Below are 20442 nucleotides of genomic sequence, written 5' to 3' on the forward strand. Positions count from 1 at the left end.
CGGCGGAGCGGCTCAAGTCCGCCGCCGGAGCACCCGTCAGGACTGCCGGACAGCCGGTCGCATTTCGGCCGGAAGCCGCCTTCACGGGACCGTCATTTCCGGCCGGATGCGCGGGATTCTGCAAAATATGGTGAACTAGGCGGGTATGGGCGCATCTGCCCGAGCCACCTTTTTCTGTAGGAGCATCGTGCCAAGCAAGGCCAAAACCGGCAAGAAACTCGTGATCGTGGAGTCTCCCGCCAAGAGCAAGACCATCGCCAAGTACCTGGGCGAGGGCTTCATCGTTGAGGCCTCCATCGGTCACATCCGCGACCTTCCCCAGCCCTCGGAGCTCCCCGCGGAACTGAAGAAGACCCCGCTGGGCAAGTTCGCCGTCGACATTGAAAACGACTTCAAGCCCTATTACGTGGTCTCCTCGGACAAGAAGAAAAAGGTCGCCGAGCTCAAGGCCCAGCTCAAGGACGCCGACGCTCTCTATCTCGCAACCGATGGGGACCGCGAGGGCGAGGCCATCGCGTGGCACCTGCTGGAAGTGCTCAAACCCAAGGTTCCCGTCTACCGGATGACCTTCGGTGAAATCACCAAGGAAGCCATCCACCGCGCCATGGACAACCTGCGCGACGTCGACCAGGACCTGGTGGACGCCCAGGAAACCCGCCGCGTGCTGGACCGCCTCTACGGCTATGAGATCTCCCCGGTGCTGTGGCGCAAGGTGGCCCGCGGCCTCTCCGCCGGCCGCGTGCAGTCCGTCGTGACCCGCATGGTGGTGGACCGCGAACGTGAGCGGATGGCCTTCAAGGCCGCCTCCTACTGGGACCTGACGGGCCAGTTCGGGGCAGACTCGGGCTCCTTCAAAGCCAAGCTCGCGGCCGTCGACGGCGCCAAGGTGGCCAGCGGCCGCGACTTCAACGACAACGGTGAACTGACCTCCCGGAACGTCGTCCACGTCAACGAGGAACTCGCCACAGCCCTGGCAGCCGGCCTGCAGAGCGCCGACTTCAGCGTCCGCTCCGTCGACACCAAGCCGTACACCCGCCGCCCGGCGGCGCCGTTCACCACCTCCACGCTGCAGCAGGAGGCCGGCCGCAAACTGCGCTTCTCCTCCAAGAGCACCATGCAGGTTGCCCAGCGGCTCTACGAAAACGGCTACATCACCTATATGCGTACGGACTCGTCCGCACTGAGCGACGAGGCCGTCACGGCCGCCCGGCGCCAGGCCTCCGAGCTGTACGGCACCGAATACGTTCCCCAGTCGCCGCGGGTCTACAGCAGCAAGGCCGCCAACGCCCAGGAAGCCCACGAGGCCATCCGCCCCGCCGGCGACTCCTTCCGCACGCCCGCCCAGGTGGCCAAGCAGCTCTCCGGCGACGAGTTCCGGCTCTACGAGCTGATCTGGAAGCGCACGGTCGCCTCCCAGATGGCTGACGCCAAGGGCTCCACCGCCACCATCCGCCTGGGCGCCGTGACTGTGGGCGGCACGGCCGCCGGCCGCGACACCGAATTCTCCGCGTCCGGCACCGTCATCACCTTCCCCGGCTTCCTGGCCGCCTACGAAGAGGGCAAGGACGAAAGCCGCGGCGATGACGACTCAGAGGAAGCCCGCCGGCTGCCGAACGTGGCCAAGGGCGACGCGCTGCAGGCTTCTGACATCGTCGCCGTCGGCCACGAGACCTCGCCGCCGCCGCGCTTCACGGAAGCCTCGCTGACCGCGGAGCTGGAAAAGAAGGGCATCGGCCGTCCGTCGACCTATGCCTCCACCATCTCCACCATCCAGGACCGCGGCTACGTCCGGAAGCAGGGCTCCGCGCTGGTTCCAAGCTGGATCGCGTTCTCCGTGATCCGGCTCCTCGAGCAGCACTTCCACGACTACGTGGACTACGAGTTCACGGCGGACATGGAAGCCGACCTGGACAAGATCGCCAACGGCCAGGCGGCCGGACCCGCCTGGCTCAAGCACTTCTACTTCGGCGCGGACTCCGAGCCCGGGCTGCTCAGCATCGTCAACAACCTCGGCGAGATCGACGCCCGCGAGATCAACTCCATTCCCATCACGGACGGGATCACGCTCCGGGTCGGCAAGTTCGGCCCGTACCTGGAAAGCTCCGTCGCGACGGTGGATCCGGAGACCGGCGAAATCGTTGAGGCGGCCCGCGCCAACGTCCCCGAAGACCTGGCCCCGGACGAACTCACCGCCGCCAAGGCCGTTGAACTCATGGAGACGGCCGCCCCGGAGGAACGCGTCCTGGGCACGGACCCGCACACCGGGCACACGGTGGTGGCCAAGAACGGCCGCTACGGCGCCTACGTCACCGAGGTCATCCCGGAGATGACCGATGAACAGCTGGCCAACCAGCCTGTTGAGTACTACAAGAACGGCAAGCCGAAGCCGGCCAAGAAGCCCGTCAAGGCCAAGCCGCGCACGGGTTCCCTGTTCGCATCCATGAGCGTTGACACCATCACCCTGGACCAGGCCCTGCAGCTCATGAGCCTGCCCCGGGTGCTCGGCCAGGACGCCGAGGGCAATCCCATCACGGTGCAGAACGGCCGGTTCGGACCCTACCTGAAGAAGGGAACGGACTCCCGCTCGATCGGCTCCGAGGAGGAGATCTTCACCATCACGCTGGAGCAGGCGCTGGAGATCTACTCGCAGCCCAAGCAGCGTGGCGCCCGTGCCGCCGTGCCGCCGCTGGCCGAATTCGGCCCGGACCCCGTCTCGGAGAAGAACATCGTGGTGAAGGAAGGCCGCTTCGGCCCGTACATCACCGACGGCGTCACCAACATCACCGTGCCGCGCAGCACCTCGATCGAGGAGCTGACCCGGGAACGCGCCGTCGAACTCCTGGCGGAAAAGCGGGCCAAGGGCCCGGTCAAGCGCACGACGACGGCCCGCAAGGCACCGGCGCGGAAGGCCGCTGCGAAGAAGTAGTGAAGAAGTAGGACAGCCACACTGGAGTCGCCGGAAACGTGCGGACCCGCCGGAAAATACCGGCGGGTCCGCAGGTTTCCGGCGATTTCGCGTTTGCGGACCGGCCGCGGACGTGATCGAGTAGGAATATGACTGAACAGCCCGCACACCTGGACAACCAGCCGCTGAACGAACTCGAAGAGCAGCTTGCCCGGGGGGAGCAGCCGGACGCCAACCCGGTGGACGTGATCCTCGCCTTCCTTAACAACGAGGTCTACGTGGTCAGCTCCGACGCCCTGGAGGGCCCGGACTCCCAGGTGGAACCGCTGGTCCTCGCCAACTCCTCCGGCAAGCCGGTCCTGGCCGTGTTCTCGCACCCGAGCCGCGTCACCGAGCAGTACCTCGCCGCCGCCCCTAACGTGCTAGGCACGCAGGGCGCCGCGATCATCGGCAACCTCGGCGAAGAGCTCGGCATGGTGATCAACCCGGGAGCCGCGTACGGCTTTGAAATCGATCCGGAGGGCGTGGCCAACATCCGCCGCGACTTCAAGCCGACGGACGAGCCCGCTGACGCTGACGCTGAAGTGGACGCGGACGCTGACGCTGCCGCGGACCGGCCGGCACAGGGCACCGGTCCGGCCTAAGCCCGCGGCCCGACGTAACCCCCGCGACGGCGGTATTCTTCGCGAATACCGCCGTTGCTGTAGGCCAGCCGCTTCCGTGGGGGGAATAATGGCAACATGCGTCTAGGCGTCCTCGACATCGGGTCCAACACTGTCCATCTCCTGCTGGTCGACGCCCACCCCGGCGCCCGTCCGGTCCCCTATGCCTCGCACAAGCGGCGGCTGTCGCTCGTGCAGTACCTCGACGACGACGGCAACATCGACGACGAGGGGCAGCACGAACTCGTCGAGTTCGTCCTCGAGGCGTGGGAATTCGCGGCCAAGCACAAGGCCGACGACCTCCTCGCGTTCTGTACCTCGGCCATCCGTGAGGCCACCAACGGCGCGGATGTCCTGGCCCGGGTCAAGCATGAAACCACCGTCACCCTCCGGGAGCTCACAGGCAGCGAAGAGGCGTCCATGACGTTCTTCGCCGTCCGGCGCTGGTACGGCTGGGGCGCCGGGTCCATCCTGAACCTGGATATCGGCGGCGGCTCCTTCGAGATGGCCCTCGGACAGGACGAGCTGCCCGAGCTGGCACTGTCCGTTCCGCTCGGCGCCAGCCGGCTGACGCGGGACTGGCTGCCCGAGAATCCGCCCTCGGCCAAGAGCATCAAGGAGCTGCGCCGCTACATCCGCTCCACGCTCAAACCTGCGGTGCGCAAATTCGAGAAGCTGGGCCCGCCCAACCTTGTGGCGGGCACGTCCAAAACTTTCCGGTCCCTGGCCAGGATTGCCGGTGCCGCCCCCAGCGGCGCCGGGCCGTACGTCAAGCGGGAGCTGCTGGCCCTGGACCTGGGGCTCTGGGCTCAGCGGATCTCGGCCATGGAGATAGGGGACAGGCTCCACCTGCCCGGCGTATCGGAGGCCCGCGCGCCGCAGGTCCTGGCCGGCGCCCTCGTCGCCGAAGCGGCCCTTGAAATGTTCAAGTTCGACAGCATGGTGACGTGCCCGTGGGCCCTGCGTGAGGGACTCATCCTCCGCCGCCTGGACCAGCTGGTGTTCGAGGGGCCGCTCGATCCCGCCCCGCATGTGGCAGAGCAACCGCCGGCGCGGCTCCAGTCGCCGGACAAGACTTCCTGAGACCGCACGGGCAGCGGCGGTGTCGAGACCGTTGTCGATCCGTAGCGTCCTCGATCGTGTAAATGCTGAGAGGCCGGCACGCCGCCGGCCGATTCGACAAGGAGGCACCGAAATGACGCAGTACCTGCTCAGCATTTACCAGCCGGACGGCCCCGCCCCGAGCCCGGAAATCCTCGAACCGATCATGCGTGACCTGGCGGTCCTGAACCAGGAAATGCAGGACGCGGGAGCCTGGGTGTTCGCCGCGGGACTCCATCCGGCGGAGTCGGCGACGGTCCTTCGGCCCGRCGGCGACGAGATCCTTATCACCGACGGTCCCTTCACCGAGGGCAAAGAGCACCTCGGCGGATTCACGGTCATCGAGGCCGAGGACCTTGATGCGGCCCTGAGCTGGGCGCGGAAGCTGGCCGGCGCCACCACGCTTCCCGTTGAAGTCCGTCCCTTCCAGCACTAGCTGCCGGGCAGAGGACGCTGCTGTGGGCGACCGGGAGGTACGTAGCGCGGCGACCGAGGCAGACATTGCCCGGGTGTTCCGGCACGAATACGGCCGCGCCGTAGCCGTCCTGACGCGCACGTTCGGCAACATCGATATTGCCGAGGACGCCGTCCAGGATGCTTTTGCTGCGGCGGTCCAGCGCTGGCCCGCCGCAGGCGTCCCGCCCAGCCCGGCCGGCTGGATCATCACCACAGCACGGCACAGGGCGATCGACCGGCTGCGGCGGGAGGCCTCACGCGAGGACAAACAGGCCCAGGCGGCCCTGCTCGCGGCGGCGCGGTCCGGGAACGGACCCGCGCCTGCCGCGGAGGAGCAATTCCTGGCGGACCAGTCAGGGGTGGAGGACGTGGACGATGACATATTGCGGCTGATGTTCACCTGCTGCCATCCGGCGCTGGCCAGGTCGGCCCAAGTGGCGCTCACGCTCCGGCTCCTGGGTGGATTGACCACGCCGGAGATCGCCCGGGCCTTCCTGGTGCCGGAGCCAACCATGGCGCAGCGGCTGGTCCGGGCCAAGGCGAAAATCCGGGATGCGAGGATCCCGTACCGTGTCCCGCAGGGCGCCGAACTGCCTGAACGGCTGCAATCGGTGCTGGCGGTGGTGTACCTCATCTTCAACCAGGGATACACCGCGGGGCCGACGGACAGTCCGGCCCGGACGGAGCTCTGCACGGAAGCCGTCCGGCTTGGCAGGCTGCTGGCGTCTCTGATGCCGGACGAGCCGGAAGCGACGGGTCTGCTGGCACTGATGCTGCTCATTGAGTCCCGGCGCGCGGCCCGGTTCGCCCCCGACGGTGCTCTGGTGCTCCTGGCGGCCCAGGACCGGATGCGCTGGGACAATGCCCTGGCCGCCGAAGGCCAGGAGCTGGTGCGCCGGTGCCTGCGCAGGAACCGTCCGGGGCCGTATCAGCTCCAGGCGGCCATCAACGCCGTCCACAGCGACGCCGCAACCGCGGGGGACACAGACTGGGCGCAGATCCTGCAGCTGTATGACCAGCTCCTGGCCGTCGCGCCCGGACCGGTCGTGGCGCTCAACCGTGCGGTCGCCCTTGCAGAGCTGCACGGGCCCGCCGCCGCTTTGGCCGCGGTGGAGGACCTGGAACTGGAGAACTACTACCTCTTCCACGCCGTCCGCGCCGATTTCCTGGTGCGCCTGGAGCGCTTTCCCGAAGCCGCCGGCGCCTACAGTCGGGCCCTGGTGCTGGCTGGAAGCGCCGTGGAACGCCGGTTCCTGGAAGAGAAACTCCGGAGCGCAGAGTCTGGCCGGGCAGCGTCCGGCGGGGCAGAGAGCGTGAACTCAGCAACACAGGGTTAAACGAGTAGCGCCGGTTAGACGAGTAACGCCGGGCGATGGGAGCAGGACTTGGGGGAACACTGCTGCACATCGCCCGGCGCACCGCCGGCTCCTGGGGAGCCGGCTATCATCACTCGCACCTGTTGAGGCACTTTCCAAGGTAGTAGCCGATCATGGATGTCCGGCGAGTATTACCTGTGCATTGGCTGGCAATCCGGATGTCCCCGACGGCGGCGGCCGGCGCCGCGGCGGGCCCCACAGACTGGCCGGCCGGGACTGGCCATTTAAACGGCAAAGGCACCGGCCGTCCGCCGCAGGAAAAATGGAAAAAATCCGCTGCAGACCGCCGGTGCCGCGCAGGCATCCGCATGCCTGCTGCATCACTCGCACCCTCAATGAGGTATCTACTACGTTAGGGTCCAAAGTTGTGCACTGACTGCGCTGAAGGTGTGAGCTGGCTGGGAATCAGGTCAGACTGCAATGATGGGGGCATGAGCAACCGAATCGCATTCCTGGGCTGTGGGTCAATGAACGAGGCAATTCTGGGCGGGCTGATCGACGGCGGCGTCGACCCGGCCGACATCGTCGCTACTGTCCGCAGGGCCGAGCGTGCGGCCGAACTGGCCCAGAGGCACCACGGGATCACGGCCATCGCGGGCGAAGAAGAGCCCGACAACAACAAGCAGGCGGCCACCGGCTCCGGCGTCGTGATCCTCGGCGTCAAACCCGTGGGCATCGCGGACCTGGCCCGGGAAATCAGCGGCTCCCTGTCGCCGGACACGATCGTCATCAGCGTCGCCGCCGCGGTATCCCTGGAGCAGCTGGAAGCGGCGCTCCCTGCCGGCCAGCCTGTCATCCGCACAATGCCGAACACTCCGGCGAAGCTGGGCCGCGGCGTCGTCTCCGTCTCGCCCGGAACCCATTGCTCCGCCGGGCAGCTCCAGCACGCCAAGGACATCCTCGCGGCCGTCGGCACGGTGGTCGAGATTCCCGAAGACCAGGTGGACRCCCTCTCCGCGATCAGCGGATCGGGACCGGCCTACGCCTTCTACCTCGCGGAGGCCATGGCTGATGCAGGGACGAAACTGGGCCTGGACCCGGAGCTGTCCCTCTTGCTGGCCCGCGAGACGGTCGCCGGGGCGGGCTTCATGCTGGCCGAGCCCGGTGCGGATCCTGCCGCGCTGCGCAAGGCGGTCACGAGTCCGAACGGGACCACGGAACGGGCCATCGCCACCTTCGACGAGCGGGGACTTCCGGCCATCATCGCCGACGGCGCCCGCGCCGCCGCTGCGCGCGCCGCGGAAATCACCCGGCAGCTTGCCTGAGCCTGCCCGGCCGGCGGCGGGTCGGCGCTGATCGGCCCTGCCCGCCGGCGACGGCGGTTCCTGTTGTGCCCTAGGGGCGCGCCGCGAACCGCTCGAGCAGGTCCACGTGGCCGGAAACAATGAGCATGTCCCGTGAGGACACCTTGGTTTCCGGCCGCGCGTACGTGAAGTCCTCGCCCGGGGACTTCACGCCCACAATCGTCACGCCGTACTTGGAGCGGACCTTGGACTCATCGAGGGTGAAGCCCACCGTCTCGCGGGGCGGGTACATCTTCACGATCGCGAAGTCGTCGTCGAACTCGATGAAGTCCAGCATGCGGCCCGAGACCAGGTGCGCGGCACGGACGCCGGCGTCGGCCTCCGGGTAGATGACGTGGTTGGCGCCGATCCGGGTCAGGATCTTGCCGTGCGAGGGCGTGATCGCCTTGACCCAGAGGTGTTCGATCCCGAGGTCCACGAGGTTCACCGTGATCAGCACCGAGGATTCGATCGAGGTGCCCACGCCCACCACCGCGGAGCTGAACTCCTGGGCGCCGAGCTGGCGGAGGGCATCGATGTTGGTGGCGTCGGCTTCCACGACGTGGGTCAGGACGCTCGCCCACTTCTGGACGAGGGTGCGGTCCCGTTCAATGGCCAGGACCTCCCGGCCCTGCTTGACCAGTTGCTCTGCGGTGGATGCGCCAAAACGGCCCAGCCCGATCACCAGCACGGGGGCGTTGTGGGCGGGGCGGTTGACGGCGCCTGAGGAACTAGCCAATGATCGGTCTCTCTTCCGGGTAGTGGTACAGCTGGCTGCGCTGGCGCAGGGCCAGGCCGGCGGCAAGGGTGACCGTCCCGACGCGCCCGGCAAACATGAGCAAAGCGAGGACGTAGACCCCCGACGGCGGCAACTCCGCGCTGAGGTTGGTGCTTAGGCCTACCGTGGCGAAGGCGGAAATCGTTTCAAACAGGACCCGGTCCAGGGAGGCGTGGCTGATGTGCAGGAGCAGGAGGGCCGAGACCGAGACGAGGGTAGCGCCGGCGACGATCACCGAAATGGCCACGCGCATGGTGCCCTCGGGGATGGTGCGGCCATAGATCTTCACGTCAGCGTCGCCGCGGGCCTCGGCGGTGATCGCCAGGAACATCACGGCGATGGTGGTGACCTTGATGCCGCCGGCCGTGGAGGCGGAGCCGCCGCCGGCGAACATGAGGGCGTCGGAGAGCAGCATGGTGGTGGACTCCATGTGGTTCTGGTCCACAAGGTTGAAGCCGCCGGAGCGCAGCATGACTGAGGCAAACAGCGCATGCGTGATCTTGTCGCCGAGGTCCATGTCCCCGATGGTGCGCAGGTTGTCCCACTCCAGGAAGCCCCACAGGACCGTTCCGGCGGCCAGGAGGATCAAGGACACCTGGATGGTCAGCTTCGTGTGAAGGTTCCATTTCTTCCACCGCAGCCCGTTCTGGTGCAGCACCATGACCACGGGGAAGCCCAGGCTGCCCAGGAACACCCCGAGCATGAGCGGGACGAGGATCCAGAGATCTGTTTCGTACGGGACGATTCCATCCGAATGCGGCGTGAATCCGGCGTTGTTGAAGGACGAAATGGCGTAGAAGACGCCGTGCCAGACGGACTGCCAGAAGCTTTCCCCGAGGATGAGGAAACGGGGGATAAGAGTCAGCGCCAGGGCGGCCTCGATCACCACGGATGTCACGATCACGATCCGCAGCAGCGTACCAACTTCGCCGAGCCGGCCGGCATTCATGGCTTCCTGGGCGATCAGCTTGCCGCGGACACCGAGTCTCTTGCTGACCATGAGCGCCAGCAGCGACGCGAGGGTCAAGGTGCCCAAGCCGCCCACGAAAATGCCGACCAGAATCACGAGCTGGCCGAAGAAGGACCAGTGCACAGCCGTGGAGACCACCGTCAGGCCCGTGACGCAGACAGCGGACGCCGCGGTGAAGAACGCCTGATGCAGTGGTGTGACCTGTCCCGTCGCGGAAGCCAAGGGCAGCGAGAGCAAAGCGGTGAAGACCAGGATTACGACGCCGAAGGCCGTAAGCGCCAGGCGGGCCGGCGAGCTGTTTGCGATGCTGTCAATGAAGTCGCGCAGGCGTGTGAAGATCCACAGGCCTTCCCGCTCCGGCATGCCTGGCTGCCAGCTGGCCGGGCTCGTAGACCTCGACTGGCTTTGCGTCATGTTTTTCCTCGGTTGAAACTTCTTCCCCAAGTAGTAAACCACTAAACGCCGGGTAATGGCCGGGGAAGCACCCGTGCACGCGCGGGAAGCCGGGAACCGCTCAGGTAGCCTGTGATTGATGACATTCCTGCCCGGACTCGCTCAGACCGCGCTGCCAACGACGGTGGTGTGGGCTCCTGCCATGACCGCCTACAACTTTGGCCACTCCCACCCGATGGCGCCGGAGCGCATGGAGCTCACCGCGAAGCTGGCCGGCAGCCTGGGGCTTCTGGATCTTGACCACGTCACGGTCGCGGCTCCGGACGTCGCGGCCGACGCGGAACTGTGCACGGTCCACAGTCCGGAGTTTGTGGCCGCCGTGCGGCAGGTCAGCGAAAACCCTGACACTCCCGACCACGCCAGGGGCCTGGGCACCGAGGATGACCCCGCCTTTGCCGGCATGCATGAAGCCAGCGCCCGGCTGGCCGGCGGGTCCCTGCTGGCGGCAGCTGCCGTGCTGGACGGAAGCGCGGTGCGGGCTGTGAACTTCGGCGGCGGGATGCACCACGCCTCCCGGGACCGCGCGAGCGGTTTTTGCATTTATAACGACGCTGCCCTTGCGGTGCAGCGGCTGCTCGACGGCGGTGTCCGGCGCGTGGCCTACGTCGACATCGACGCGCACCACGGCGACGGCACCCAAAGCATCTTCTGGGATGACCCGCGCGTGCTGACTATTTCGCTGCACGAGTCCGGGCTGACCCTCTTCCCGGGCACCGGCTTTGCCAACGAGATCGGCGGCCCGAACGCCCAGGGCAGCGCGGTGAACGTTGCCCTGCCGGCCGGCACCGCCGACGCCGGGTGGCTGCGGGCCTTCCACGCCGTCGTGCCCCAGCTCATTGGCGCGTTCGAACCGGAAGTGATCGTCAGCCAGCACGGCTGCGACTCGCACCGGCTTGACCCGCTCACCCACCTGAACATCAGCGTGGACGGCCAGCGTGAGGCCGCCACAGCCATCGGCAACCTCGCCGCGCGCTATTGCGAGAACCGGTGGATTTCCACGGGGGGCGGCGGGTACAACGTGGTCAGCGTGGTGCCGCGGTCCTGGAGCCACCTCATCGCCATCGCCGCCGGCCGCCCTATACCGCTGCGGACCCGGGTTCCGGAGGACTGGCGAAGCTACGTCAAAGACAAATACGGGGACCGGTTCGGTGTGGAGCCCCCGGAGGCGATGGGCGACGACGTCGACCTCTGGTGGCGGTCCTGGGAAGTGGGTTTCGACCCCAACGACGCGGTGGACCGCACCATCATGGCCACCCGCAAGGAAGTCTTTCCCCTGCACGGACTGGACCCCTGGTTCGACTAATTCCGGGCCGGGGTTGCAACCCTGTTTGGGGGCATCAAGTGGTGGATGCCATCTGGCGTATATGTCGCTAGTGTGGAGGGCATGGTGACAGACGACGTATTTGCCGTCATTGCTGAGGCAACCAGGCGTGACATTCTGATAGCCCTCCGCAAGGGGGACAAAGCGGTGGGGGAACTGGTCCAGGAGCTTGAAGCAAGCCAGCCCACCATTTCCAAACATCTCAAAGTCCTGCGGGAAGCGGACCTGGTGAGCATGCGCGCCCAGGGCCAGAAGCGCTACTACACGCTCAACCCCAAGCCCCTTGCCGGGATCGCCACCTGGCTGCAGGCGTTCGACGTCGGCCCCGCGGCGACAGCCGACCCGGCCGCAGCGCGCCTGCCTGAATCCCGCCCCGTCGCCGCCCCGGATGGACTGGCCGCTGGACTGGCCGCCGCGGCCAGCCCTCAACCCGTCTCCGCGCAGGCCGTCGCCGGACAGGCGGCCGCACAGACCGCCGCCGCACAGCCTGCCGCTGCGCTGGCGGGCCGCCCCGCCGGCAGCCCGCTGAGCCCCGCCGTCGTCATCCCGGTCGGTACCGCAGGCGAGGACAAGATGCCCCAGCAGATCGGGCGGACCGTGGGCCGCGCCGCCACCAAGGCCGCTGACCTCCTGGCCAACCTGCCCAAGTTCGGCCGCAAGAAGTAACCCAACTAGCAGCACGGGCCGTTCTGCGTGCTCAGAACGGCTTTTGCTGCGAGTCAGTTGGGTGCCGGCCGGCTACTTTGTGAGGATCCGTACGTGGTCCGGGGTGAGGTCCTTGATCCGGGTGACGCCGAGCAGGGCCATGGTGCGTTGCATGTCTTTTTCGAGGATTTGCAGGGCGCGGTCCACTCCGGCGCGTCCGCCGGCCATGAGGCCGTAGAGGTAGGCGCGGCCGATCAGGGTGAAGTCGGCGCCGAGGGCGAGGGCGGCGATGATGTCCGCGCCGCTCATGATGCCGGTGTCCAGGATGATCGCGGAGTCGCTGTGGTCTGCCTTCAGCGCGGCGGAGACCTCGGGGAGCAGGTGGAAGGGGATGGGGGCGCGGTCCAGCTGGCGGCCGCCGTGGTTGGAGAGCACGATCCCGTCCGCGCCGTGGTCCACGACCTTGCGGGCGTCCTCGACTGTCTGGATGCCCTTGACCACGAGCTTGCCCGTCCAGGTCTCGCGGAGCCAGTCGAGGTCGGCGTAGGTCAGGGTGGGGTCGAACATGGAGTTGATGAGGTCCGCGACGGTGCCGGTGTACCGGGACAGGGAGGCGAAGGTCAGCGGCTCGTGGGTGAGGAAGTTGAACCACCAGGCGGGCCGGTAGGAGGCGTCCAGGACGGTTTTGAGGGTCAGGGCGGGCGGGATGGTCATGCCGTTGCGGACGTCGCGGAGCCGGGCGCCGGCGACGGCGGTGTCCACGGTGACCATGAGGGTGTCGTTGCCCGCGGCGGCGGCACGCTGGATCAGTTCCAGGGAGCGGTCCCGGTCCGTCCATAGGTAGAGCTGGAACCAGTTGCGGCCCGCCGGTGCGGCGGCGGCGACGTCCTCGAGGGACGCGGTGCCCATGGTGGAGAGGGTGTAGGGGATGCCGGCGGCTTCGGCGGCCCGGCAGCCGGCGTATTCGCCCTCGGACTGCATCATCCGGGTGAAGCCGGTGGGCGCGATCCCCACCGGCAGGCGGGAGGGTCCGCCCAGGATGTGGGTGCTGAGGTCAATGCTGGAGACATCCCGCAGGATTCCGGGCCGGAACTCGATGTCCAGGAAGGCCTGGCGGGCGCGTCGGAGGCTGATTTCGGCCTCGGCGGCGCCGTCAGTGTAGTCGAACGGGGCCTGCGGGGTGCGGCGTTTGGCCATGTCGCGGAGGTCCCAGATGGTGCTTGCCCGGCGCAGCCTGGCGGCCCGGCTGAACTCCGGCTTCTTGAACTGCATCAGCGGAGCAAGATCGGCGTACTTCGGGACGCGGCGCTTCAGCGCGTCAGGGACCCCGCGGGCGGCCGCGGCGGCTGTGCCTTGCCCGGTCAAGGAGGCCCCAGCGTCCGGCGCGGTGGCCCTGGGAGTGGTGGGAGCCTCGGGGTTGCCGGGCGGGACGGTCTGCCTCATTGCTGCCTCCGGTTCTGCAGGATCTTCAGCGTGTGCTCCAGAACACTCTAGCGGTGATGTTTTCCGGGCTCTTTCGTCCTTATTGCTTCGGCGGCTTGCTCTGCCCGTGTGCGCACCCGGAACGCAGCTGGCGGCAGCGCCCGCAGGGGGACACTGCCGCCAACTGCCCGTTCAGTCGACCGCGCCGGCCAGGAAGCTAGCGCAGCTCGATGTCCAGGGCCTGGAAATCGTCCGCCGAGTGGCGTCCCACCAGCAACCGGAAGGTGCCGGGCTCGAACTGCCAGCCGCCGTCGTAGTGGCCGAACGCCCGTGCCGGAATGCGGATTTCAACACTCTCCGTGCCGCCGGGCGCGAGGTGCGTTCCGGCGTAGCCGGCAAGCCAGCGCACCGGCCGTTCCACGGCGGAGTCGGCGCGGTCCAGATAGACCTGGACGACGTCGCGGCCGGTGCGCGTCCCCGTGTTCCGGACCGGGACGTGCACGACGACGTCCTGGTTGGCGGGTACGGAGGCCGGAGCGTGAGGGTTCCCCAGTTCGAACGTCGTGTACCCGAGGCCGAAGCCGAACGGCAGGGCCGGTGCAGCTCCACCGCCGGCCTGCTGCCGCAGCCAGGCGCGGTAGCCGATGTGGATGCCTTCGGAGTACACCACCTTGCCGTCGACCGGCGTGGTGTCCAGGACCGGGACGTCCGCCAGGGCTGCGGGCCACGTCGTGGGCAGCCGACCGCCCGGCTCCTCGGCGCCGAGCAGGATGTCGGCCACCGCGGTGCCGAATTCCTGGCCGCCGAACCAGCCCAGCAGGACCGCGTCCGCCTTCTCCAGCCACGGCATGAGCACCGGGGAGCCGGAGTTGACCACAACAACGGTGCGCGGATTGGCCGCGGCCACAGCTTCCACCAGCTGGTTCTGCCGGCCGGGCAGATCGAGGTTCTTGCGGTCGAAACCCTCGGATTCAATCGCCGCGTTGGTGCCGACGACGACAACCGCGACGTCCGCGTTCCGTGCGGCTGCCACGGCGGCGTCGATTTCCGCCTGGGGATCGGTGACCACTGTTTCCTCGCCGAGCAGGATGGCCGTGAACGGGATGACCTGCTGCTTCGGCAGTTGGTATTCTGCCTCGATCCGGACCTTCTGGCCGGCCGCGGCTTCAAGGATGTGGACGGTCTTGGGCGGGTCGAACAAGGCGGCGCCGAGGACGTCGGTGTCATCCTCAAGCTCGCCGTTGAAGACCTCTTCCCCGTCGAGGGCGAACCGGATCTGGCCCACCGTCCCGACGCCGAGGTGGTGGACGCCGGCCGTTTCCGGGGTCCAGTCGGCCTCCATCCGGATGGCTGCGGTGCCTTCGGGAATGCCCACGCCGAACCAGATCAGGTGTGAGGCAAGCCGGTCTTCGCCCGAGATCTCCGTTCCGTCCGTTGCGAGGAACGTGACGCGGAGTCCGGGCACGCCGGATACCGGGTTGTGCAGCGACGTGCGCGGGAACGCCTGGATGCCTTCGGCCACCTTGGCGCCGCGGACGTAGGTGACGTCGACGTCGTCGGGCAGGGCATTCCGGAGTCCCTCCAGCGGCGAGACGGTGTATTTGGGCATCACCGTGGCGCTACCGCCGCCCTGGGTCCGCGCCTCTTGGGCGTTGTGGCCGATCACGGCCACGCTGCCCAGCTTCGAGGCGTCCAGTGGCAGGATCCCGCCCTCGTTGCGGACCAGCACCGCGCCGCGCACCGCCACTTCACGGGCGACGGCGGCACCGTCCAGCTGGGCGCGCAGATCTGTCACAGCGGGGGCGAAACCTTCGAGGGATCCCACGCGGGCCGCAAGGCGCAGGATGCGGGTGGCCTTTTCCAGGATGGCGTCCCGGCTGACCCGGCCGTCGCGGACCGCTTCGAGCAGCTTGGGCCCCCAGTGGCCCACGGGACCGGGCATTTCCAGGTCCTGGTGTGCGTTGGCCGCTTCCACGGACCGGACACCGGTCCAGTCAGAGACCACAACGCCGTCGAAGCCCCATTCCGTGGAGAGCGGGGTCTCGAGGAGTTTGTTTTCGCTGGCCGTGGTGCCGTTGATGGAGTTGTACGAGCTCATCACGAGCCAGGCGCGGGCTTCAGTGATGGCGTCTTCAAAGGCGGCGAGGTAGAGCTCGCGCAGCGGGCGCTCGGCCACGACGGAATCTGACGTGAAACGGTCCGTCTCGGCCTCGTTGGCGAGGTAGTGCTTGGGGGTGGCGCCGACGCCCATGGACTGCACGCCGGAGACGTACCCGGCAGCCAGCGTCGCGGTCAGGCGGGGATCCTCGCTCATGCATTCGAAGTGCCGTCCGCCCAGCGGCGAGCGGTGGAGGTTGATGGTGGGGCCGAGGACGGCGTGGACGCCCTTGCGCCGGGCCTCCTGACCGAGGACCTGGCCGTAGCGGCGGGCGGTCTCAACGCTCCACGTCGCGGACAGGGCGGAGGAGGACGGCAGCGAGACGGAGTCGTGGCGCTCATCGAAGTCCTCGCCGCGGACGCCGGCGGGGCCGTCCGACATGACAATGCGGGTGAGGCCGATTTCGGGAATGGCGTGCGTGGACCACACGTCGGCGCCGGTCAGCAGCTGGATCTGCTGCGCCAGGCTCAGCCCGGCGGCGAGCTCGCGGATCCGGGCCTCCGCGTCCGGGGAATCCGGGGAGAGGGCCAGCACGGCGGGGGACAGAGCGGGATTCATTACTTGACTCCTTTGATGCGGGTGACGAGGATGGCGCCGATGATGCCGACGGCAGCGCCGCCGAGGAACAGGGCGGGGTATCCGCCCAGGGCGATCACGGGGAAGGCGACGGCGGGCACCAGGGACTGCGGGAGCGCCTGGGCGATGTTGAATACGCCGAAGGTCTTGGCGTTTTCGGACTGCGTGCCCGGCAGGAGGTCGGCGATGAGGGCCACGTCCACGGCGCCGAAGCAGCCCAAGCCGAGTCCCGCGATGGCCTGGCCCACCAGGACCTGGTCTGTGGTGCTGGAGGTGGCGATGACGATCAGGCCCATCATGATGATCAGCGCGGAGGCGATCACCATGCCTTTTCGCTTGCCGATCCTGTCGCTAAGCCAACCGCCGGCCACACTGGTCAGCACCGTGCCGGCGGAACTGATCAGCGTCGCCTGGAAGACCAGGGTGGTGACCTGGGACGGGGCTACGTGGAGCTGGTCGGTGAAGAAGTACGGCAGGTAGAGCAGGGCCGCGCAGTAGCCGACGTAGACCATGAACTTGGTCAGCCAGGCCCAGCCCAGGCCAGGGTAGGTGCGGGGATTGAAGTAGAACGAGCCCAGGACCTCCTTGAGGTTCAGCGGCGCGGGCTTCTCGGTGAGGACGCGGTCCTTGAAGGTGAAGGCGAAGCCGATGGCCAGGGCGGTCCCGACGACGCCGGGTACAACGGCCATCTGCAGGGCGTTGTCGAACAGCTGCGCGAAGAACGCCGCGGCTACAAGCCCGACCGACAGGGTCATACCGATGAGCCCGGACAGGCGGCCGCGTTCCGACGGGGCGGCCTGGTCCGGAAGGGTGGCGACCAGTGCCGCGAGGGCCGCGTTGAACCCCAGCTGGGCAAAGATCCACGCGACCAGAACCCCCGGAACGCCGGTGGCCGAACCCAGGAAGAACAGCGCAACGAGTCCGGTCAGCGAGCCGCCGATGATCCAGGGCTTGCGCATCCCGAAGCGGGACGTCGTGCGGTCGCTCAGCCGGCCAAAGAACGGGTTGGCGAGAAGGGCGACCACGGCACCAACTCCGGCGACGAGGCTCAGGGCCCCGGCGCGGGTGTCCGGCGTCGTGATTTCGGAGACCTTGATGGCCAGGACAACGATGGCCGGCGCCAGCACCGCCATCCAGAGGCCGGCGCTGGCGATCGGCATGCCGATCACGTAGGCGCGCGGGGCCTTGCTGCTTGAAGTGTCCAGGCTGCTGGGAGCCTGGCGGGCGGACTGAGCCGCTAAATCCTGGTTGATGGTCCTGACGGCCACATTGCCTCCTGACGAAAAGTGGCCCTCCGTTGGGCCCTGCGAATGATCGTAGCCACAAAAACCGAGTGTGACTAGGTTTTTACCAAAAAAAGTGAAATAAGCTGGACCAATGTCAATGTCGAAAACCCGCGGACCCTACGCAAAAGGGGCCGAACGCCGCGAGCAGATCGTCCGGACAGCCACGGACGTGTTCGCCACGGAGGGCTTTGAGGGCACTGCCCTGAAGCGCGTTGCCGAACTGGTCGGGGTCAAGGAGGCAACGCTCTTCCACTACTTCACCGGCAAACAGGAACTCCTGACGGCGGTTCTCGCCGAACGCGACCGCCGCAGCAGGGAAGTCGGCGGGGCCGGGGACGTGGGCCTGCCTTCGCTGGCCGTCGTTGCCGAGCGGAACCGGCACGAACCGGGCCTCACCACGCTGTACGCAGTGGCGTCGGCGACCGCCAACGATCCCGGGCATGATTCCCACAGCTACTTCCAGGACAGGTACGCGCAGCTGGTGGAGGAACTGAGCCAGGACATCGTGCGCCGCCAGGACGCCGGGACTGTCCGGACGGACGTTGCGCCGGACGTTTTGGCCAGGCTGGTGATCGCAGCCTTTGACGGCCTGCAGCTGCAGTGGCTATATGACAAAGACGTCGATATGGCTGACGGCTTGACCCAGCTTGTCGACGTGCTGCTGGCTCCGTCGCAGGGTACTGCGCCGAGATGACACGTCGCGGCAGTGTCGGCGCCAAACACTGCCGTGAACTGCCGTCTCGGCGGCTTGCGGCTCCGTGGCCAGGGGCTGCAGCGGCCGTGCGCCGGTGAAATGTTACGCCGGGCGTTTGCCCCGGCTGCGGCTCCCGGGCTATGGTCGGGGCTATGACTAACCGTTGGTATGCGTATTTTTCGTTGGCTCTGGAGGGGCCCGCGTCTAACTGACACGCATCCAACTTTCCTTCAGAGCCAACAGGGCAGAGATCATTCTCTGCCCTTCGCCATTTCTCCGGCGGGTTCTGATCAGGGCCCGCTCCGCATCCGGAACAGGACCCGAAAATGAGCATCGAAGCAGCAGCCGATACCCAGCACTCCACCTCGAATTTGCGCGTAAGCGAGTTCACCCCGCTGCCCACCCCCCAGGACCTCATGGCGGAACTGCCGCTGGAGGCCCGCATGGCAGAAGTTGTCGGGCGGGGCCGGGACGAGGTCCGGGCCATCATGGATGGCGTGGACGACCGGCTGCTCGTCATCGTGGGCCCCTGCTCCATTCATGACCCCAAGGCCGGGCTGGAATACGCGCGCCGGCTGGTCAGCCAGGCCGAGAAGCACCGCGAGGACCTGCTGATCGTCATGCGCACGTACTTCGAGAAGCCGCGCACCACAGTGGGCTGGAAGGGCCTGATCAACGATCCCCGGCTGGACGGCAGCCACGACATCGCAGCGGGCCTGCGCGCGGCCCGGGCCTTCCTGCGGCAGGTCACCGCCCTCGGCCTGCCCACAGCCACCGAGTTCCTCGAGCCCATCAGCCCCCAGTACGTCGCCGACCTCGTCGCCTGGGGTGCGATCGGTGCCCGCACGACGGAGAGCCAGATCCACCGCCAGCTGGCCTCCGGGCTGTCGATGCCGATCGGCTTCAAGAACGGCACCGACGGCGACCTCCAAGTGGCGCTGGATGCGTGCAGCGCGGCCGCCGCCGCCCAGGCGTTCCTCGGCATTGACGACGACGGCCGGGCAGCGCTCGTGGCCACTGCCGGCAACCCGGACACGCACATCATCCTCCGCGGCGGACGCAAGGGGCCCAACTACTCCGCCGCCGACGTTGAAGCGGCGTCCGCCAAGCTGGCCGCGAAGCAGTTGAACCCCCGCCTGATCGTCGACGCCAGCCATGCCAACAGCGGCAAGAACCACCACCGCCAGGCCGAGGTCGCCCTCGAAATTGGCTCCCAGCTGGAAAGTGCCGGAGCCGCTGCCGGGGCCATCGCCGGCGTCATGCTGGAGAGCTTCCTGGTGGGCGGGGCGCAGAACCTGGACGTCGCCGTGCCCGCCGCGGATCGGGACGAGCTGGTCTACGGCCAGAGCGTCACCGATGCCTGCATGGACTGGGACGTGACGGCGTCGGTCCTCGGTCAGTTGGCCGCCTCGGCCCGCACGCGCCGGACGCGTTCCTGAGCCGCGAGCGCGTGGTGCCGGCGCGGTAGGGAATTTCGAGATTCCTGCGGAAATCGTGTGGGGATTCCTGCGGAAGCCTTTCACATTGGCACCATGAGCAACTAGTGTTGCTAACACATGGTTGTTTGATGGCTCAGCATCGGCACACCGCCATGTCAACAGGTGGGGCTGCCGTTCGCTGGAGCAAAGGAATAGGGAAATGTCTACGGAGGCCAACTTCTCCAAGGCCCGTTTTTTGACCGTGGCCGAAGTCGCGGAACTGATGCGGGTATCAAAAATGACCGTGTACCGACTTGTACATTCAGGGGAGATGCCGGCCGTCCGGTTCGGCCGCTCCTACCGCGTTCCGGAAAACGCCGTCGAACAGTACCTCAAGGGTGCCGTCGTCGACCGGAACGACGGTCACGCCGGGACTGGCTGAACAGTCCGCGGCAACATTCACAGTGTCAATCGGCTGCTTTGGGCCCACACCGGGCCCGCGGTCGTGGGGTGCCTCGCAGAGGCGGTACCCTGTTAAGGAACGTTTTACGTCATTGTAAGAACCTGTCAGTTGTTTCAGTCTGCAGCTTAGCCCGCGGACCCTTCCCAACAGGCAGGTACTGCATCTAGCCGGTAAGGAACTTTCGTGGGTTCAGTTATTAAGAAGCGTCGCAAGCGTATGGCCAAGAAGAAGCACCGCAAGCTGCTTCGCAAGACGCGCCACCAGCGTCGCAATAAGAAGTAGCAATACTTCGCACTGCATGAAATGCCCGTTGCCTTCCAGGCGGCGGGCATTTTTCTTGCCCTCCTGCCGGCGGTGTCCGAATACGGCGGCGGGAACGGACTTGGGCTACGGGATCGGACGACGGCGGCCAGGATCCGCGCCGCGCGGGTCCGGAACCGCAGCGGAAAAGACGCCGTGCGGAAAAGGCGCCGGG

At 67.4% G+C, this 20442-nt stretch carries 17 protein-coding genes; 12 read left to right on the forward strand and 5 right to left on the reverse strand.

The features are described 5' to 3' along the window. The first annotated feature begins 187 nt into the window (after window positions 1-187). The 6 genes from topA (at window position 188) to proC (ending at window position 7765) form a co-directional block, all read left to right on the forward strand. Entirely contained in the window at window positions 188-2926 is a 2739-nt protein-coding gene (topA, locus tag AB4089_RS12860; RefSeq protein WP_441409677.1) for a type I DNA topoisomerase, read from the forward strand. Window positions 2927-3054: 128 nt separating this feature from the next. Then, window positions 3055-3549 (forward strand): SseB family protein, encoded by a 495-nt coding sequence (locus AB4089_RS12865; RefSeq protein ID WP_441409678.1) that lies wholly within the window; start codon window positions 3055-3057, stop codon window positions 3547-3549. A gap of 96 nt (window positions 3550-3645) precedes the next feature. Next, complete coding sequence (locus tag AB4089_RS12870; RefSeq protein WP_441409679.1) at window positions 3646-4650, forward strand: Ppx/GppA phosphatase family protein; 1005 nt, start codon at window positions 3646-3648, stop codon at window positions 4648-4650. A 112-nt stretch (window positions 4651-4762) separates the two neighbouring features. Next, complete coding sequence (locus tag AB4089_RS12875; protein WP_441409680.1) at window positions 4763-5104, forward strand: YciI family protein; 342 nt, start codon at window positions 4763-4765, stop codon at window positions 5102-5104. A 22-nt stretch (window positions 5105-5126) separates the two neighbouring features. Further along, the gene (locus AB4089_RS12880; protein ID WP_441409681.1) at window positions 5127-6461 is read left to right on the forward strand and encodes an RNA polymerase sigma factor; all 1335 of its coding nucleotides are present in this window, start codon (window positions 5127-5129) and stop codon (window positions 6459-6461) included. Between the two features lie 470 nt (window positions 6462-6931). Next, complete coding sequence (proC, locus tag AB4089_RS12885) at window positions 6932-7765, forward strand: pyrroline-5-carboxylate reductase (protein ID WP_441409682.1); 834 nt, start codon at window positions 6932-6934, stop codon at window positions 7763-7765. A gap of 70 nt (window positions 7766-7835) precedes the next feature. On the opposite strand, the gene AB4089_RS12890 is transcribed toward proC, so the two are convergent. Further along, window positions 7836-8474: a potassium channel family protein gene (locus AB4089_RS12890; protein WP_026266712.1), complete on the reverse strand. Its 639-nt coding sequence runs from the start codon at window positions 8472-8474 to the stop codon at window positions 7836-7838. A gap of 40 nt (window positions 8475-8514) precedes the next feature. After that, window positions 8515-9945 (reverse strand): TrkH family potassium uptake protein, encoded by a 1431-nt coding sequence (locus AB4089_RS12895; RefSeq protein ID WP_441409683.1) that lies wholly within the window; start codon window positions 9943-9945, stop codon window positions 8515-8517. A 118-nt stretch (window positions 9946-10063) separates the two neighbouring features. Between AB4089_RS12895 and AB4089_RS12900 the strand changes: the two genes are divergently transcribed. Together AB4089_RS12900 and AB4089_RS12905 are read left to right on the forward strand one after the other, a co-directional pair. After that, window positions 10064-11287: an acetoin utilization protein AcuC gene (locus AB4089_RS12900; RefSeq protein WP_441409684.1), complete on the forward strand. Its 1224-nt coding sequence runs from the start codon at window positions 10064-10066 to the stop codon at window positions 11285-11287. A gap of 81 nt (window positions 11288-11368) precedes the next feature. Then, window positions 11369-11971, forward strand: coding sequence for an ArsR/SmtB family transcription factor (locus tag AB4089_RS12905; RefSeq protein ID WP_441409685.1), 603 nt, complete (start codon window positions 11369-11371; stop codon window positions 11969-11971). Window positions 11972-12043: 72 nt separating this feature from the next. Here the strand turns inward: AB4089_RS12905 and AB4089_RS12910 are convergent, their stop codons facing one another. The 3 genes from AB4089_RS12910 to AB4089_RS12920 all read right to left on the reverse strand — a co-directional run bounded on the left by AB4089_RS12910 (window position 12044) and on the right by AB4089_RS12920 (window position 17374). Then, entirely contained in the window at window positions 12044-13393 is a 1350-nt protein-coding gene (locus AB4089_RS12910) for an alpha-hydroxy acid oxidase (RefSeq protein WP_441409686.1), read from the reverse strand. Window positions 13394-13589: 196 nt separating this feature from the next. Continuing rightward, the gene (locus AB4089_RS12915; protein ID WP_441409687.1) at window positions 13590-16088 is read right to left on the reverse strand and encodes a beta-glucosidase; all 2499 of its coding nucleotides are present in this window, start codon (window positions 16086-16088) and stop codon (window positions 13590-13592) included. After that, window positions 16088-17374, reverse strand: coding sequence for an MFS transporter (locus AB4089_RS12920; RefSeq protein ID WP_441409688.1), 1287 nt, complete (start codon window positions 17372-17374; stop codon window positions 16088-16090). Before AB4089_RS12920 ends, AB4089_RS12915 begins: the two co-directional genes overlap by 1 nt. 109 nt (window positions 17375-17483) lie before the next feature. On the opposite strand from AB4089_RS12920, the gene AB4089_RS12925 reads away from it, so the two are divergent. From AB4089_RS12925 to AB4089_RS12940, 4 genes are all read left to right on the forward strand, one after another. After that, window positions 17484-18086, forward strand: a complete 603-nt coding sequence (locus AB4089_RS12925; RefSeq protein ID WP_441409689.1) for a TetR/AcrR family transcriptional regulator — start codon at window positions 17484-17486, stop codon at window positions 18084-18086. A 326-nt stretch (window positions 18087-18412) separates the two neighbouring features. Then, window positions 18413-19525, forward strand: coding sequence for a 3-deoxy-7-phosphoheptulonate synthase (locus AB4089_RS12930; protein ID WP_441409690.1), 1113 nt, complete (start codon window positions 18413-18415; stop codon window positions 19523-19525). A 199-nt stretch (window positions 19526-19724) separates the two neighbouring features. Next, complete coding sequence (locus AB4089_RS12935; protein ID WP_018775046.1) at window positions 19725-19946, forward strand: helix-turn-helix domain-containing protein; 222 nt, start codon at window positions 19725-19727, stop codon at window positions 19944-19946. Window positions 19947-20150: 204 nt separating this feature from the next. Continuing rightward, window positions 20151-20249 carry a 30S ribosomal protein bS22 gene (locus AB4089_RS12940; protein WP_003792170.1) on the forward strand — a complete coding sequence of 33 codons (99 nt, stop codon included), beginning with the start codon at window positions 20151-20153 and terminating at the stop codon, window positions 20247-20249. Window positions 20250-20442 lie beyond the last annotated feature (193 nt).

Source organism: Arthrobacter sp. 2MCAF15 (genome assembly GCF_052115605.1).
GTDB lineage: Bacteria > Actinomycetota > Actinomycetes > Actinomycetales > Micrococcaceae > Arthrobacter.

Bases quoted from the DNA above. Each gene is read 5' to 3' on its own strand.
- AB4089_RS12895 (WP_441409683.1), bottom strand. From the start codon at position 9,945: ATGACGCAAAGCCAGTCGAGGTCTACGAGCCCGGCCAGCTGGCAGCCA.
- AB4089_RS12905 (WP_441409685.1), top strand. From the start codon at position 11,369: ATGGTGACAGACGACGTATTTGCCGTCATTGCTGAGGCAACCAGGCGT.
- AB4089_RS12925 (WP_441409689.1), top strand. From the start codon at position 17,484: ATGTCAATGTCGAAAACCCGCGGACCCTACGCAAAAGGGGCCGAACGC.
- AB4089_RS12900 (WP_441409684.1), top strand. From the start codon at position 10,064: ATGACATTCCTGCCCGGACTCGCTCAGACCGCGCTGCCAACGACGGTG.
- AB4089_RS12935 (WP_018775046.1), top strand. From the start codon at position 19,725: ATGTCTACGGAGGCCAACTTCTCCAAGGCCCGTTTTTTGACCGTGGCC.
- AB4089_RS12910 (WP_441409686.1), bottom strand. From the start codon at position 13,393: ATGAGGCAGACCGTCCCGCCCGGCAACCCCGAGGCTCCCACCACTCCC.
- AB4089_RS12865 (WP_441409678.1), top strand. From the start codon at position 3,055: ATGACTGAACAGCCCGCACACCTGGACAACCAGCCGCTGAACGAACTC.
- AB4089_RS12915 (WP_441409687.1), bottom strand. From the start codon at position 16,088: ATGAATCCCGCTCTGTCCCCCGCCGTGCTGGCCCTCTCCCCGGATTCC.
- AB4089_RS12930 (WP_441409690.1), top strand. From the start codon at position 18,413: ATGAGCATCGAAGCAGCAGCCGATACCCAGCACTCCACCTCGAATTTG.
- AB4089_RS12870 (WP_441409679.1), top strand. From the start codon at position 3,646: ATGCGTCTAGGCGTCCTCGACATCGGGTCCAACACTGTCCATCTCCTG.